This is a genomic window from Pseudomonas sp. M5A4_2d (assembly GCF_053345295.1).
Genome location: NZ_JBKEZW010000014.1, coordinates 82,875 through 98,440 on the forward strand (window position 1 = coordinate 82,875; position 15,566 = coordinate 98,440).

Here is a 15,566-nt window from a genome sequence, read left to right on the forward strand (position 1 = left end):
TCGCTCGCACAGAGGGTCCGCTGTTGGACTGGGGCGGTTTCACCTATCCACACTTAAACTATTCACTGGTAATGCATTAAATATGCAAATTAGCATTTGCCAACCCCCAAATCTCCCGCCATTATCCCCGTTATGCAAAAACGCAACGTTTCTATCGTCTTAAGAGAGCTGCTGGACCGCGACCGGATCTCCCCCACGGAGCTTCACCGGCGTACTGGCGTGCCTCAATCTACGTTGTCCCGGATCCTCAGCGGCAAGATCGTTGATCCGTCGGACAAGCACATCTCCCGCATCGCCGAATACTTCCGCGTCAGCACCGACCACTTGCGTGGGCGTTCAGCCGTGGGCGCTTTGCGCGATGACGGGCGCGACCCGATGCATTCGGAACTCAAGGACATAAGCCTGTGGGACGACGACACGCCCGTTAATGATGACGAGGTGTCGATCCCCTTTCTGCGCGAGGTTGAATTGGCTGCTGGATCAGGAAGATTCGTCATCGAGGAAAGCGAGAAGGCCAGCCTGCGGTTCGGCAAGCGCAGCCTGCGGCATAACGGTGTGCAGTTCGACCAGGCCAAGTGTGTAACGGTGCGCGGCAACAGCATGTTGCCGGTGCTGCGCGATGGCGCGACGGTGGGTGTCAATGCGGGCAAGAGCGGCATTGGCGATATCGTTGATGGCGACTTGTATGCCATCAATCACAATGGCCAACTGCGCGTGAAACAGCTCTACCGCCTGCCTACCGGGATTCGTCTGCGCAGTTTCAACCGTGATGAGCACCCCGACGAGGACTACAGCTTCCAGGATATCCAGGATGAGCAAATCAGCATCCTCGGTCATGTGTTCTGGTGGGGCATGTACGCCCGTTAACCTCCTTGCGTAAGACAAAGCCCGCCATCGAGCGGGCTTTTTTTCGGCTGTAAAAAATCGGCAAACCCTTCACCCATAAGGCTTGAAATGCATTCGTGCATTTCATCGCGGAAAATAAATGCATTTGTGCATTGACTGTATATGCATACATGCATATTCTCCATCTCAAGCCAGCCAACAAGGTGGTGGAGGCGGCAAGGATGCTGCCAAGGAAGACAAGGAAGGCACGCAACATCGGCAAGGACGCCATCGAAGCGATGGCAGGGATGCCAGGCAACACCGGCAAGGATGCCGACGCTCTTTAGTTTCAACCTGCTTCTGTAACAGGAAGCAAAAAACAGGCAGCGATGAACCGGCCTAATAACGGTTCAGAGGGTTGGCAACTGACCCGGGTGTGCAGCGTAAAGCACCAGAAGCAGTTATCCGGCAGACAGGGATCGTGGTCGGAAAAACATTGAGGAAAGGTCCGTACCGCGCCAGTAGCGCCGAAAGACCGAAGCTGGACCGCATTACTGAAAAGCCTGGGCAACCGGGCTTTTTGGAATGCTTACCTATAAATGGATTTACCCCACAAACCGGTACCCCGCCGGTAATGCTCAGCCAGGAGGCGTGACATGACAAACGAGCAGCAAGCGTTAGCGGATATGCCTATCTGGCTGGTGATTGCACTGGCCTTGATCGGCGGTGTATCCGGCGAAATGTGGCGCGCCGACAAGGAGGGCGCCCGTGGATGGTCGCTGATCCGGCGCCTGGCCCTCAGGTCCGGGGCGTGCATGGTCTGCGGGGTTTCAGCGCTGATGCTGGGTTACGCCGCCGGCATGTCGCTGTGGACCGCCGGTGCCATTGGTTGCCTCACCGCTATGGCCGGCGCCGACGTGGCCATCGGCCTTTATGAGCGCTGGGCAGCCAAGCGCATCGGGGTCGAGGACGCCTCTCGCCAGGATAAACAGTAACCATTGCCAGACAGTTGATGCGGCGTGATCGCTGCGCGTATGACGGATCTACACAGGAGCCACGATGGCCATGAATGACGAAGAGTTGGCGGCGATCAACCGCTTGATCGCCGCCCTGCAAACCCAAACCGATGGCCAGGTGGCGCTCAACGCTGCCCTGCGCCTGTTGGCCCAGAGCAACCAGGCATTGGTCGACCTGATCAAGAGCCGTGAACCGGACCCGAATGCTCCGCCTTATCTGGATGGCAAGCCGGCGCCCTGATTCAGCCTCGACCACCGCCTTACATCTGTTGCATCCCCACAGCCCGCCGTTGCGGGTTTTTTAATGTTCATGGAGAACACTCGATGTCGATTCTTACCCAAGGTACCCAGATTTTTGCCCTCGTCCCGCCGGTCTCCGGCACCGGGCCTTACACCGTGCTGGAAATCGAGCACGCCACCTCGTTCGAACCGGGCGGCGCGCCGGCCGAACAAATCGAAGACACCAGCCTCAATGCCGAAGAGCGCAGCTATAAAAAAGGCTTGCGCACCCCCGGCACCGCCAGCCTAGGCCTCAACGCCGACCCGTCCAATGCCAGCCATATCCGCCTGCACCAGCTGTCTGAAGCCAAGGGTGATACCGGCGTGAAGTGGGCGGTGGGTTGGTCCGACGGCAAAGACGTGCTGCCGACCGTCAACACCAAGGGCGATGGCTTTGAACTGCCGGCGACTCGCACCTGGTTCACCTTCGACGGCTACGTCTCGGACTTCCCGTTCAACTTCGCACTGAACGCAGTCGTGACCACCACCGTCACCATCCAACGCACCGGCGGCAGCGCCTGGATCAAGAAAGCCTGAGAGACGCCATGAACCTCAAACAACTGAAAGCCAAAGGCGGCATCGTTGATGGCCAGCCGGTGAAGAAAGAAATCAGCTGGACGCACCTGGACACTAAAACCGGCAAGGAGGTGACCGACACCTTCACGCTGCACATCCGCCGCCAATCGTTCGGTGTGATCGAGCGCCTCTTCACCCAGGGCGAGTCTGTGCAGAGCCGCAACGCCAGTTACCTTGCGGCGTCCGTGTCATTGGGCACCGATGGCAGCGAAGCCCTGAGTTACGACGATGCCTTCGGCCTTGAGCCGTCATTGGGGTTCGTGATCCTCAATGCAGTTAATGAGGTGAATGGCACCAGCGGTGGCGGTGCAAAGAGCTGACGGTCGCCGATGAGTTCTGGCACGAACTGGTGCTGAACGGAGTGGGCGGCCGCACGATTGCCGAAGCCAAGGAACGCATGACCTACCACGAAGCCCTGGCTTGGGGCCGCTATATCGACCGATATGGCTCCCTGCATGCCGGTAGGCGGCTGGAGGCGGGCAGCGCGTTGGTGGCGCTGCAGACCCACCGGCTGGGCGGTGGCACGGCCGAGTTGATTGATTTCATGCCCCATGAGCTGCGCCGGGGGGTGTCACTCGAGCGTGCGATGAACGAGTGGCGTTAAGGACGACGCCACTTTCCTTGAAACCCGCGTTAAGCGGGTTTTATCCATGACCCGGAGAAACCTATGGCAACTGCTTCCCAGGGTAATCTGACGCTCAACCTCGGCAGCCTGGAGCAGGCCCTGGCGAAGGCGTCACGGATTACCGAAAACAGCATGCGCGAGATGCAGCAGAAGATCGAGGACGCCGGCAAAAAGGTCAGCGCTTCTGCCGCCGCCGCGCTACAGGTCACGTCCGGCCAGTTCAAGGACTTTCAAAAGTCCTATGACCCGGCCACGGATGCGGCGGAAAAATTTATCCAGAAAAATGCGCAGCTGGTGCAAGTGCTCAAGCAGAGCCAGGGGGCGCAGAGTGATTTTGTCGGCGCGCTGGATGGGCCGTCGAGTTACACCGAGCGTGCGGGGCTCAAGTTTCCAACGGGCGGGCCCTACGCTGACGTGCCTGCCCCCGACTCAGGTGATGACAAAGCAGGCTTCCCATTTCTCGACGACGGCAAAACGCAGCAGGTTCAAGGCAATTTCGCCTTCATGACCAAGCTGGTCGACGATTGGAGTGCAGGTGCGCAAAGCGCCTTCAAAGACTACTTGAGCAGCTCGGGAACAGCCGCTGAACAATCGAAGGCCATGTTCACCGGCGCGTTCAAGCAGATGGACGATGCGGTCGCGGCGTTTGTCACCACCGGCAAGTTCAACTTTTCCGATTTTGCCAAGTCGGTTCTCAAAGATATGGCGACGATGGCGGCGAAAACCGCAGGGTCGAGCGTATTGAGTTCATTGTTTGGTATTGCCAGTTCAGCGCTGCAGAGTCTTTTCTCGCCAGCCGCCGGAGCCGCAGGTGCCAGTACCGCTGTGGGCCCTGGTGGTTATACCAACTTGCCCAATGTATCCGGTCTGCAATACTCGCCACCTGCGACATTCGCCAAAGGCGGTGCCTTCACTAACTCCGTGGCTACAAGCCCGACTGTGGCACCCATGGCAATGTTCGGCGAAGCCGGCCCCGAAGCCATCATGCCTCTGAGCCGTGGCTCCGACGGGTCCCTCGGTGTGCGCGCTTTGGGCAGTGGCCAGTCGAGCGGCACCAGCAGCAACCAGGTGGTGATTCAGCAAACCATCAACGTTGCCGACGGCCAGGGTTCCGGCACCGATGCCAATGCTCAGAATGTCGCGCGTGTCTACGCCGGGTCTGCCCGCCAGGGCGCCGCCGAGCAAATTGCGCGTGACCTCAAGCCGGGTGGGCAAATCTGGTCGGCCATCAACGGCCGCTGACAACCAACGGCTAACGCCTGGAGAAAACATGAGCACAGAAACGTTCACCTGGGAGCCCAAAGTGGAGCCGGTCGGCAGCGTCGAGTTTCGCTTGAAGTCGGCCAAGTTCGGCGATGGCTATCAGCAAACGGCCGCTGACGGGATCAACAACAAAACCCAGTCGTGGCCATTGACGTTCGTCGGCGACGAAGCGCGGATCAAGTCGATTGTCGCGTTCCTCGACCGTCACGCCGGCGCCAAGGCGTTCAGCTGGACCGCGCCGTTGGCCACGCCTGGGCTGTTTCGCTGCAAGGGGTATCAACCGACGCCAATGGGCGCCGGGCTGTATTCCCTGACGGCAACGTTCGAGCAGGCCTTCCACCCCTAGCGTCGACGCGACGCGCCCACACCCCGCCCTGTGCGGGGTTTTCTTTGCCCGGAGATTTTTATGTCCATCACCGCAGATATCCAGACCCTGGAGCCCGGGGCCTGGGTGGAGCTTTTCGAGCTCGACGCCACCGCCCTGGGCGCGGAGTTGTACCGCTTTCACGGTTACCCCCAGGAGTCATCGATTTTCTGGCAGGGAAACGAATATTCACCCTGGCCGATTCAGGCCGAAGGTTTTGAAATGTCGGGGCAGGGCACGCAGCCCACGCCGACTTTGGCTGTGGGCAACGTCGGCGGTTTCATCACGGCGCTGGTGCTGTACTTCGAAGACCTGGTGGGCGCGCGGCTGATCCGTCACCGCACCCTGGGCAAGTACCTCGATGGCCAACCCGAAGCGGACCCGGAAGAGGAACTGCCGCCGGACATCTGGTACGTCGAGCGCAAGGTCGCCGAAAGCAACGAGGCAGTGAAGTTCGAGCTGGCCAGCGCGCTGGATTTTAATGGCGTGCAACTGCCACGCCGGCAGATCGTCGCCAACGTGTGCTGGTGGCTCAGTTGCGGCGGTTATCGCGGCCCTTACTGCGGCTACAACGGCGGGCCGGTGGCGGATGCCAATGACGTGATCGTCACGGATGCGGCCAAGGATAAATGCGGTGGGCGGCTGACCAGTTGCAAGCTGCGTTTCGGCGAAAACAACCCACTGCCCTATGGTTCTTTTCCGGCTGCGGGCCTGTTGCGGAGCTGAGCATGAACAAGACCAACCTGGCGGCGATTGCCCGGCATGCCGTGGCCGACTACCCGCATGAGTGCTGCGGCCTGCTGATTCGCGAAGGGCGCAAGCGCGTGTACGTGCCGTGTCGCAACACGGCGAGCACGCCCAGCGAACACTTTCGCCTGGCGCCCGAGGACTACGCGGCCGCCGAAGAGCGCGGCGACATTCTCGCGGTGGTGCACAGCCATCCCGATTGCCCGGCGACGCCAAGCGAAGCGGATCGCGTGGCATGCGAGGCCTCCGGGTTGCCTTGGCATATTGTCGAAGTGCGCACCGATGACGACGGGCAGGTCCGCACCGGTGAATGGGCCAGTTGCACACCGAACGGCTACCAGGCGCCCTTGATCGGTCGCGCTTTCGCCCACGGCGTGCATGACTGCCTGAGCATCATCCTCGATTACTACCGGCGCGAGCTGGGCATCGAGCTGGGCGACTACCCGCGCGAAGACGGCTGGTGGGACAAGGGCGGCAATCTCTATCTGGACAACCTGCCGGCCGCCGGATTTGTGCAGGTCAGCCAGTTGCAGCAGGGCGACATTGTGCTGATGCAGATTCGTTCGCCGGTGCCCAACCATGCCGCGATCTACCTGGCGGACGGCGTGCTGCAAAGCGAACCCGAACATTACCCCGCACCTGGCTCAATCCTGCACCACCTTTACGGCCGCGACAGCAAACGCGACACCTATGGCGGCTATTGGGGCGAGGTAACGGTGAGCTTCTGGCGACACGGCTTGCGGGGCAAACACTAATCACATGGGCGGTTCATTCGCCTGGAGGATGCCATGCATCATGAAAAAGTCAGGACGGTGCGCCTCTACGGCAGCCTGGGCGCCAGCTTCGGGCGTGTGCATCGGCTGGCCGTCAGAAACGCCTCGGAAGCGATTCACGCGCTGTGCATTCTAGTACCGGGGTTCGAGCGTTTCCTGATGGAGTCCAAGGACCGGGGCGTGACGTATTCGATCTTCCTGGGCCGGGAAAACATTGGTCAGGATCGCCTCAAGGCACCTTCCGGGGCATCGGACATTCGCATCGCCCCGGTGCTGATGGGCAGCAAGCGCGCCGGGTCGATGCAAACCATCATCGGTGTGGCGCTGATTGTGGCCGCGTCGTATTTCTCCGGTGGCCTGGCCGCGTCGGGCGGTTCCTCCACCTTGATCGGCGCCACGTCCACCACCGGTTGGACGTTCGCCGCGAGCATGGGGATTTCCATGGCCATGGGCGGCGTCATGCAGTTGATGTCACCGATGCCCAAAGGCCTGGGCACCATGGACCGCCCGGACAATCGGCCCAGCTACAGCTTTAACGGCCCGGTGAACACCAGTATTCAGGGTAGTCCGGTGGGCTTGCTGTATGGCGAGCTGACGGTGGGCAGTGCCGTGGTCAGCGCCGGGATCTATACGCAGGACCAACTCTAGCCATCGCGTTGACATGACCAGGAGAGTACTCATGACAGTCCAGCAACACACGATGCGAACGGTCCTGCTGTCAGGATCGCTCGCCAGACTTTTCGGTCGAGAACATCGCGTGACCACTTCGGGTGGTTTCAGGGATGTGATGGGCTATTTCAAACAGTTTCCCGGCTTTGAACGCTACATGCTTCAGAGCGCTGACAAAGGCCTGCGCTTCGCCGTGTTCAACGGCAAACGTACTATGACCGAAGACGATATTCACAAACCATTGGGCAAGGATGTGATCCGTATTGCGCCGGTGTTGACCGGTTCCAAGCGTGCCGGTGGGCTGCAGACGATTATTGGCGCGGTGCTGATCGCGGTGGCGTATTTCAACCCGTTTGGTTACCTCACCGGCCCCGCCGCCAGCATGATGATGATGGCCGGCGCCTCGATGGTGATGGGAGGCGTCATGCAGATGCTGTCGCCGCCGCCCAAGGGGCTTGGCGCGCAGGACAGCCCCAACAACCGCGCCAGCTACAGCTTCAACGGGCCGGTCAATACCAGCGCCCAGGGCAACCCGGTGGGCCTGCTTTACGGCCAGTTGATCGTCGGCAGTTCCGTGATCAGCGCCGGGATCTACGCCCAGGATCAACTCTAACGTTCTTACTCTTCAACCAGCCTGCCCTTGCGCGGGCTTTATTTCGCCTGAAGGAAAGCCATGACTGACCTCACTCTCGCTGGCAGCAAAGGCGGCGGCTCCAAGCCCCGTCCCTCCGTGGAGGCGCCAGACAGCCTGCAAAGTACGGCCTATGCCCGTATCCTCGATCTCGTCAGCGAAGGCGAGATTGTCGGTTTGAAAAACGATAAGCGCTCGGTGTTTCTCGACGAGACGCCCCTGGCCAACGCCGACGGCAGTCTCAACTTCAGTGGCGTGACCCTCGACACGCGCAGCGGCAGCCAGGACCAGACGCACATTCCGGGCTTCCCCGCCGTGGAAAACGAAAGCCCGGTATCCATCGAGCTGCGCAGCGATCAGCCGTGGACCAAGTCCTATTCCAACCTGCAACTGTCGGCGGTGCGGGTGCGCCTAGCGGTCACGCGGCTGTCGCAGACCAACACCAGCAACGGCGACACCAACGGCTATACCGTGCAATACGCCATCGATCTGTCCACCGACGGCGGCGCCTTCGTGCAGGTGCTGGCAGCAGCGTTCAGCGGTAAAACCACCACCAAATACGAACGCTCGCACCGGGTTGACCTGCCGCCGGCAAAAAGCGGCTGGACCCTACGCGTGCGCCGGATCACACCGAACTCCACCAGTGGCGCGATTGCCGATACCACCACCGTGGAATCCTCCACCGAGGTGATTGACGCCAAGCTGCGCTACCCAGGCTCTGCGCTGATCGGCCTGCAATTCGATGCCGCGCAATTTCAATCGATCCCTTCGCGCTCCTTTGAACTGCGCGGTCGGATCATCAAGGTGCCGAGCAACTACGACCCGCAAACTCGCGTGTACAGCGGTGTATGGGACGGCACGTTCAAATCCGCCTGGACCGACAACCCGGCCTGGATCTACTACGACCTGCTATTGCACCAGCGCTATGGCCTCGGCCACCTGCTTAACGCCGGCCAAGTGGACAAGTGGGAGCTGTACCGCATTGGCCAGTACTGCGACCAGCCGGTGTCCGACGGCAAGGGCGGCACCGAACCGCGCTTCACCTGCAACCTGTACCTGTCGGTACGTGCCGATGCACTGAAAGTACTGCAGGACTTGGCGACCACCTTTCGTGGCATGTCCTATTGGGGTGCGGGCTCGGTGATGGCGGTGGCGGACATGCCGGAAGATCCGGTCTACACCTACTCCAACGCCAACGTGATCGGCGGCCAGTTCATCTACGGCGGTTCAGCGAAAAAGACCCGTTACACCGTGGCCCTGGTCAGCTGGAATGACCCGACGGATTTCTATCGCCAGAAGGTGCAATACGTCGACGATGCCGAAGGCATTGCGCGGTATGGCATCCAGCAAACCGAAATCAGCGCCACCGGTTGCACGTCCCAGGCACAGGCCCAGCGCATCGGTAAATGGGCACTGCTGACCAACCGCCTGGAAACCGAAAGTGTGACCTTCTCGGTCGGCCTCGACGGTACTCTGGCGCGCCCCGGCCAGATCATCCGCGTGGCCGACAACGACCGCGCCGGACGCCGTATTGGTGGGCGCCTTCGTGGTGCGACCCTCGACACCCTGACCCTGGACGCCGAAGTCACCGCCACGGCGGGCGACACCATTACCCTGGTGATGCCCAACGGCAAGGCCGTCTCGCGGGTGGTGAAATCCGCCAGTGCCGACAACGCCGACGAGCAACAGGTGGTATTGCAAACCAGTCTCGACGCACTGCCGCCGGCCCAATCGATCTGGGCGATCGACTCCACGACCCTGGCGCTGCAACAGTTCCGCGTACTGTCGATTTCCGAAGACTTCTCGGACAACGAAATCAAGTACAGCCTCAGCGCGGTCAAGCACGTGCCGAGCAAATTCGCCGCCATCGACAACGGCGCCAAAATCGACAGCCCGCCCATCACCGTGATTCCGCCGAGCGTACAAGCGGCACCCACGGGCGTGACGTTCAGCAATGACCATTTTGTGGCTCAGGGCAGCGCGGTCAACGTGATGACCATCGAGTGGCAACGCCCGGCGAACGCGATTGCCTTCGAAGCCTACTGGCGCAAAAACGACGGCGAGTGGATCTACGCCGGGCGTACCGGCGGCACCTCGATTGAAGTCTCCGGAATCTATGCCGGGCGCTATGTGGCCAAGGTGCGGGCGATCAACGCGCTGGATATCGGCTCGCTGTACAGCGAGTCCATCGAGACCGTGCTTAACGGCAAGACCACCTTGCCACCGACTGTGGCGGCGCTGACGACTGAGTCACTGGTGTTTGCGATCAAGGTGAAATGGCAGATTCCGCAGGATGTGAGCACGGCGGATTTGCAGCGCACGGAGGTCTGGTACGGCAAGACTGTCGAGCTGGCGCAGGCGACCAAGTTGGGAGATTACGCGTATCCGCAAAGCGAGTTGATGTTGATGGGCCTGGCTGCTGGGACATCACTGTTTTTCTGGGCAAGGTTGGTGGACCGTACTGGCAATATCGGGCCTTTTTACCCAGTAACAGGTGCCGTGAATGGCCACGCCAGTTCCGATCAAACGGATTACGAAAAGTACTTCGCAAATACCATTGGCAAGGGAGCGCTTTACGAGAGCTTGCGCCAGGAGATTGATCTGATTGGCGGCACAGCGCCCGGCTCGGTCAATGATCGTCTGGCGCAGGCCAAGAAAGAACTGCAGGAGCTGATCGCTGAGGTCTCCGATACCCTGGAATATGATCCCGCCAAGGCCTATGCCAAAGGTGACATGGTGCGCCAGGGCCAGCATCTGTTCCAAGCCGTCAACGCAGTTGCTATCAATACACCGCCACCGAACCCCGGCTTCTGGTTTGACATGGGGACAATTGCCGAAACCAACGCCGCCATGGCGTTGGAAATCAGCAAGAACACCACGGCGGTAGCGGAAGTAGATGGCAAAGTGAAAGCCACTGCCGAAAAGCTGGATGGCGTTTATGCGTTGGCAAAGTCGGACTCGGCAGGGGATGAGTCGGGCAGCGCCGGTGACGATACATCGTCGGTAGGCGTTTGGTCGCTGATGTCGGCGATTGCCGAACGGGACTTCGCTCAATCACAACGTTCAGACCAAATTGAGGCCAAGGTCGGGCAGAACGCGGCGAGCATTATTGATGTGGCTAGCGCCTCAGCATCGGGGACGCAAGCGTTGGCGTCGAGAGTCACGACGTTGGACGCCAAGGTTGCCAACAATGCGGCCACCTTCAACTCCCAAATCTCCCTGCTTACTGACGCCGACAAAGCACAGGCTGGAAAGATCGAAAGTGTCCGGGCAGCTTCCGGCAAAAATACGGCGGACATACAGGAAACAAGCCGGGTGTTGGCTGACACCAGCGGCAAGGTTTCGGCGATGAAGACCCTCAAGGTCGAGACAACGAATGGCGGCAAGAAGGTCATGGCAGGCCTTGCCTTGGGGGCTGATGGCGACACCTCTGAAATAGTTGCCTATGCCCAGCGGTTCTCGATTGTCGACGAGGTTGGGGGGACATTGGCTGTGCCGTTTGTCGTGCAAGGCGGGCAGGTGTTTATCAACGAAGCAGTGATTAATACCGCGTTTATCCAAAATATTGTTTTGGGTATGACACTGACGTCTCAGGCCAAGGACGCTAATGGCAAGCCGCTTCTGGAAATCGATGTCAAGTCGGGCACTTTCACGCTGCGTAGTGCGGGGGCTGGCGGCTCAGCATTACTTAACAACGATGGTTTGGCTGTGTTTGATGCCGGGGGCGTGAAGCGAACGATGGTCGGGAGGTTATCGTAATGGCTGAGTACGGGTTGAATGTATTTGATGAGCGCGGCGTCAAGACGCTGGGGATGGAAGATTTCACCATTAAGCGTCTAGCGTCTCAGGTTATTCCGGCCATCACTACGGGTGGGGGTGGGTTCAAATATAACTACGACACTACGATGGATGTGCCGGGCTATGACCCGGCCAACTGTTTTGTGATTATCACCCCCAGAAAATATGCAGGCTACGATCAAACGATCTCGGATAACTGGCCCGTTCTTCCTACATATGTTGATTTGGGCGGGACTAAGATAGGCCTGCGGACATGGTTGAACTACGGCGTGTATGACGGGCATCGGTTCAAGTATTACTGGTATGCCAAAACCGTCGAGTGCGTGGTTGAAGTCGTGAGGGTCGCATAAATGTCTTTCGGGCTTTCTGCAATAAACGGAGAGGGCGCTGTTGTTATCAGCAGTGATAGCAAGGTGTTGGTATTCTCGGAAAGAGGCGAGTTTAGAATCCAATCCAGGTACACGGACGCACCTGGCTACGGCACGTTCGGCTTTGCCCGTCCTATTTTCACTCAGGAACCGCCTCAGATCTTTTTAAGAATTGTGGCACCCAGCCACCCAAGCTTGAGCCTTTACACCACCTTGCTGGGAGGGCCGGGCAATTGGACGGGGTTTAAGGTAACGGCCGGGGCGATGGGAGGGAAATCTCTTCAGAACCACTTGATGGAGTTTGTATCGTGCAAGTATTCCGACCAGAAAAGCAAAAGTGCTTATGGTATGGAAATATATGAAGACAACGCTAAGGTGTCTTTTTCCTCAAGTGACCGGGTCGTGCGGTACGGTCGTTTTACCAAAGGCTGGACTTACTCGCAGCCGTCCACATTTTTTAATAATTGGGACAGTGGGCTCGTCATGACGCCAGATGAATTTGTAAGCGTGTCCAGCATGGACCGTGGCGTGAGTTGGTTTATCAATCATGCCCAGTATGCGTCGCTGCAGTTGTTGTCGGGTAATGTCCGCAAGATAGCGATTTCGGTTCAACGGTCTACGCTCGGAGATTCCATTAATGTGGATAATCTGGGTGTAACCTTTTTTTCAATCCCGGTCTGCACGTTTCCTATTGAGCGTTATTACAACTGATGTCCAATGCGGCACCTGCACGTTATACCCGCTTATGAGCGGGTTTTTTATTGCCCAGACTATGGAGCGTCCAATGGCACGACAGGAAATCAATCTGGGCGCGATGCCCACGGGGATGGGAGGCGATACTCCTCGCAGCGCCAACATGAAAATCAATGCCATGACCCAGGAGTTATTTAGCCGGGCCGATGCACTCGGCACGGCCGCTTTGGGCACGCTCACCACCAGCACCGACGACCATACGCCGGGCCGAGTGGTTCGCGTTGGCGACTTCGGCGTAGGTGCCGTCAAATCAATAGTAGAGGCGGATTTGGATGGCCTCCGCGCCGTCGGCACCTATTACTCGATGTCCGGCGTGAATACGCCGAACGTAACGAACGGCTGGGTCACCGTTCACGAGGCTGGCCGCGGCTATACCCTGCAGGAGTTCGTCGGCATCGATGGCTCTAAATGGGTCCGTATCGAGACTGCAGGAGTATGGCAACCCTGGCAAAAAGTCCTCACCGATGGCCCGGGCCTGGCCTCCACGCAACAACGGCTGGGCCTCAAGTCCCGTGCCTTCCAGGCTGATGGCGAGCGCCTGCTCGGGCAGAACACTGCTGAGGCAGGCAAGGCGAATGGGGGACTGGTTTCTTCGCTGACCATCCACACCACCATGCCCTATTCAGAAAGCGCATCACCGTTGATTCGGTGCGTGGGGTGCATCAACGGCTACACGTCACCGTTTACGCTCGATCTCTCCTGGTACTACTACCAAGGGTCGTTCAACTCCGGCGTTGCGCTGTTGAATTCGGCTTCCCCGGCCATCGGCAGCCTGCAAAACGTGCCGCCCTTGAAAGTCAGTGTGTACCGGCTTCCGGAAACGGGCTTGATGTCCATCTACATTGGCTTTCCCGGTGTGGTCTATCTGCCCCGATTTGCCATGTACTCGATCCAGACCGGTGCTATTGAGGTGTCCGCGGCCTATACGTTGGGCTGGACCACCGTGGCAGACATCGCACCGCCGACGACGGCAATGAACATGGGCGCACTGACCGTCATCACCACCCTGAACACGGCCAACTGCGCCAGACAGGCCGATGGCTTGATAAAGGCGATTTGAACATGAGAGCAGTCATTGAATTACGCGGAGCCGAAGGTGCTTGCTCGGTCGTACCGTTCAGCAGTCAAAAAGTTACGTCCAAGCGAAAGGCTGAAGGCGTCTACGAAGTGCGTGGCACATTGGGGCTTATTCCGCTGGCACCTGAAGGCAGCGGCTGGGGCTACAGCATGGGTGTGGGTGAAAAAGAGGTGTTGGCCGTTGTCACGTACGCCCGAAAAGTCATGATCATCAAATTGCAAAAAGAGGGGCAAGCCTATGATTTGATCGGGGCTATGTCTTTGCATTGCGAGATCGCCGACCCCGGCCCTGTGATGCTGCCCGCATTCTGAGCTTATCGCTTCTCAATATGCCGCCCTTGGGCGGTTTTTTATTGCCCAGACTATGGAGAGAGTTCAATGGCACGACAGGAAATCAACCTGGGCGCGTTGCCCACAGGGATGGGCGGCGATACACCGCGCAGCGCTAACGTCAAAATCAATGCCATGACCCAAGAGCTGTACGACACCAAAGTTGCCACTGCTGAATTGCGGGTCATGGGGATGATGGGGGAAGCTCGAAATGTCGGCGCAATCAATGCCAACAACCAGCCGATCGGTACCAGCTACGGCTACAACGGCAATGACTCGCAGGCCGCTGCACTCAACTGGCCGGTTCTTTACCCGGGCAGTGACGGGCCCGTCTGGTGGAACATCGAGACTCGCGGTGTTGTTGGGCGGGTAACGCAGGTCGCCGTGCAGGCTTATAACCACGCAAATAATGGCGGCGTGGTGTTTGTTAGAAACAAGCACGATGCGGGCTGGAGCGGGTGGAGCAGGGTGCTGAGGCAGGGAACATTTGGCCTTGCCGGTAGAAACTTCTTCACGGGTAACATCGATCAGCTCGGTAACCCTACCGATGGCGGTTTCTCAACGTTCCAGCTCACCGGTGAAACAACCGGTACACGCCCTGCAGGATGGTCCGGGCTGCATGGAGGTCTGCTCGAAGCGCACTCATGGGATGCTAACACCGCCATGCAGAGGCTGTTTATCGGCGGTTCCAACTACACACGCTTTTTTAATGGCAATGCTTGGTCAGAGTGGTCGCTGATCTATACCAGTGCCAACACGTTCTCCCAAGTAGCGGGGGGCGCAGGCCTGATGGACAACAACTACATCGGTACCTGGCGAGTTGTCAGGTTTCAGAACGGTTTCACCGTACTCACCAATTCGGTTGTTCCAGACGTCGAACTTCCGGCCTCCGGGATTCAACATACCAATATCCAACTGCCGGTGGCCTTTGATGATTACGGCAGGGTCAGCGTCGACGTTCAATGCCAGCCCTCTGCGACTTGGGATCATTACGGTGTGATTGCACAGTACGCCTCGACGCCTTCGGTCGTCACTTTTGCCATCCGTAATGGGCCGGTTGCTCAGCGATTCGGTGCAATCCGTGTGTGTGTAACAGGGTACTGGAAACCATGAATATCAAACTTTTCCCCTTTCTTACCAATGAAACGTTGGCCGCCAGTGTGTTCGGTGACTCGTTGTGGCTCAACGATGAAGAAATCGATTTATCCGCTATTCCGGAAGGCTATCGACTTCCCTTCTCTGCGATTAACAACCCGTGGCTCTCAGCCTCCGACCCTATCGAACGAGTCGGTGGGGTGATCAGTTTGACGCTCAAGTTTCCGGTGAAATGGGACAGCCCTGAGGCTGTGCGTATTCCCCGTGAACCTGTCGTCCTGTCCCTTGCTCGAGGGGAAGTAAGGTTCCCATCGGCGGAGCCGGCAAAGCCTGAAAATACACGTGCGAGTGAGGTCTGATCGATCTCGGCAAGTACA

20 protein-coding genes are annotated in these 15,566 nt (G+C 58.8%); all 20 read left to right on the plus strand.

What is annotated here, in order from left to right:
* Positions 1-132: 132 nt before the first annotated feature.
* The 20 genes from ACLBW8_RS26250 (at position 133) to ACLBW8_RS26345 (ending at position 15,548) form a co-directional block, all read left to right on the plus strand.
* The gene (locus tag ACLBW8_RS26250) at positions 133-867 is read left to right on the plus strand and encodes a LexA family transcriptional regulator (RefSeq protein ID WP_128586986.1); all 735 of its coding nucleotides are present in this window, start codon (positions 133-135) and stop codon (positions 865-867) included.
* Between the two features lie 95 nt (positions 868-962).
* Positions 963-1,172, plus strand: coding sequence for a hypothetical protein (locus ACLBW8_RS26255; RefSeq protein ID WP_447806726.1), 210 nt, complete (start codon positions 963-965; stop codon positions 1,170-1,172).
* A gap of 309 nt (positions 1,173-1,481) precedes the next feature.
* Positions 1,482-1,820: a phage holin family protein gene (locus tag ACLBW8_RS26260; protein WP_447806687.1), complete on the plus strand. Its 339-nt coding sequence runs from the start codon at positions 1,482-1,484 to the stop codon at positions 1,818-1,820.
* A gap of 64 nt (positions 1,821-1,884) precedes the next feature.
* Positions 1,885-2,082, plus strand: coding sequence for a hypothetical protein (locus ACLBW8_RS26265; RefSeq protein WP_447806688.1), 198 nt, complete (start codon positions 1,885-1,887; stop codon positions 2,080-2,082).
* Positions 2,083-2,165: 83 nt separating this feature from the next.
* Positions 2,166-2,657 (plus strand): phage tail tube protein, encoded by a 492-nt coding sequence (locus ACLBW8_RS26270; protein WP_447806689.1) that lies wholly within the window; start codon positions 2,166-2,168, stop codon positions 2,655-2,657.
* Between the two features lie 8 nt (positions 2,658-2,665).
* On the plus strand, positions 2,666-3,016 hold the full coding sequence (locus tag ACLBW8_RS26275; RefSeq protein ID WP_447806690.1) for a phage tail assembly chaperone family protein, TAC: 351 nt from the start codon (positions 2,666-2,668) through the stop codon (positions 3,014-3,016).
* 29 nt (positions 3,017-3,045) lie between these two features.
* Positions 3,046-3,300, plus strand: coding sequence for a hypothetical protein (locus ACLBW8_RS26280; RefSeq protein WP_043048867.1), 255 nt, complete (start codon positions 3,046-3,048; stop codon positions 3,298-3,300).
* Positions 3,301-3,363: 63 nt separating this feature from the next.
* Positions 3,364-4,563 (plus strand): phage tail tape measure C-terminal domain-containing protein, encoded by a 1,200-nt coding sequence (locus ACLBW8_RS26285; RefSeq protein ID WP_447806691.1) that lies wholly within the window; start codon positions 3,364-3,366, stop codon positions 4,561-4,563.
* A gap of 28 nt (positions 4,564-4,591) precedes the next feature.
* Positions 4,592-4,930 carry a phage tail protein gene (locus ACLBW8_RS26290; protein WP_447806692.1) on the plus strand — a complete coding sequence of 113 codons (339 nt, stop codon included), beginning with the start codon at positions 4,592-4,594 and terminating at the stop codon, positions 4,928-4,930.
* Positions 4,931-4,990: 60 nt separating this feature from the next.
* Positions 4,991-5,674 carry a phage minor tail protein L gene (locus tag ACLBW8_RS26295; protein ID WP_447806693.1) on the plus strand — a complete coding sequence of 228 codons (684 nt, stop codon included), beginning with the start codon at positions 4,991-4,993 and terminating at the stop codon, positions 5,672-5,674.
* Positions 5,675-5,676: 2 nt separating this feature from the next.
* A complete protein-coding gene (locus tag ACLBW8_RS26300; protein ID WP_447806694.1) occupies positions 5,677-6,450 on the plus strand; it encodes a C40 family peptidase in 774 nt (257 codons plus the stop codon).
* Positions 6,451-6,483: 33 nt separating this feature from the next.
* A complete protein-coding gene (locus ACLBW8_RS26305) occupies positions 6,484-7,116 on the plus strand; it encodes a tail assembly protein (protein WP_447806695.1) in 633 nt (210 codons plus the stop codon).
* Positions 7,117-7,168: 52 nt separating this feature from the next.
* Positions 7,169-7,750 (plus strand): tail assembly protein, encoded by a 582-nt coding sequence (locus tag ACLBW8_RS26310; protein ID WP_447806725.1) that lies wholly within the window; start codon positions 7,169-7,171, stop codon positions 7,748-7,750.
* 60 nt (positions 7,751-7,810) lie between these two features.
* A complete protein-coding gene (locus tag ACLBW8_RS26315; protein WP_447806696.1) occupies positions 7,811-11,527 on the plus strand; it encodes a phage tail protein in 3,717 nt (1,238 codons plus the stop codon).
* Positions 11,527-11,916 carry a hypothetical protein gene (locus ACLBW8_RS26320; RefSeq protein WP_447806697.1) on the plus strand — a complete coding sequence of 130 codons (390 nt, stop codon included), beginning with the start codon at positions 11,527-11,529 and terminating at the stop codon, positions 11,914-11,916. The genes ACLBW8_RS26315 and ACLBW8_RS26320 overlap by 1 nt, the downstream gene beginning before the upstream one ends.
* Entirely contained in the window at positions 11,917-12,645 is a 729-nt protein-coding gene (locus tag ACLBW8_RS26325) for a hypothetical protein (RefSeq protein ID WP_447806698.1), read from the plus strand. It abuts the gene before it with no gap.
* Positions 12,646-12,718: 73 nt separating this feature from the next.
* Positions 12,719-13,747: a pyocin knob domain-containing protein gene (locus ACLBW8_RS26330; protein WP_447806699.1), complete on the plus strand. Its 1,029-nt coding sequence runs from the start codon at positions 12,719-12,721 to the stop codon at positions 13,745-13,747.
* Positions 13,748-13,749: 2 nt separating this feature from the next.
* Positions 13,750-14,076, plus strand: a complete 327-nt coding sequence (locus ACLBW8_RS26335) for a hypothetical protein (protein WP_447806700.1) — start codon at positions 13,750-13,752, stop codon at positions 14,074-14,076.
* Between the two features lie 66 nt (positions 14,077-14,142).
* Positions 14,143-15,207 carry a pyocin knob domain-containing protein gene (locus tag ACLBW8_RS26340; RefSeq protein WP_447806701.1) on the plus strand — a complete coding sequence of 355 codons (1,065 nt, stop codon included), beginning with the start codon at positions 14,143-14,145 and terminating at the stop codon, positions 15,205-15,207.
* The gene (locus ACLBW8_RS26345) at positions 15,204-15,548 is read left to right on the plus strand and encodes a hypothetical protein (RefSeq protein WP_447806702.1); all 345 of its coding nucleotides are present in this window, start codon (positions 15,204-15,206) and stop codon (positions 15,546-15,548) included. The genes ACLBW8_RS26340 and ACLBW8_RS26345 overlap by 4 nt, the downstream gene beginning before the upstream one ends.
* Positions 15,549-15,566 lie beyond the last annotated feature (18 nt).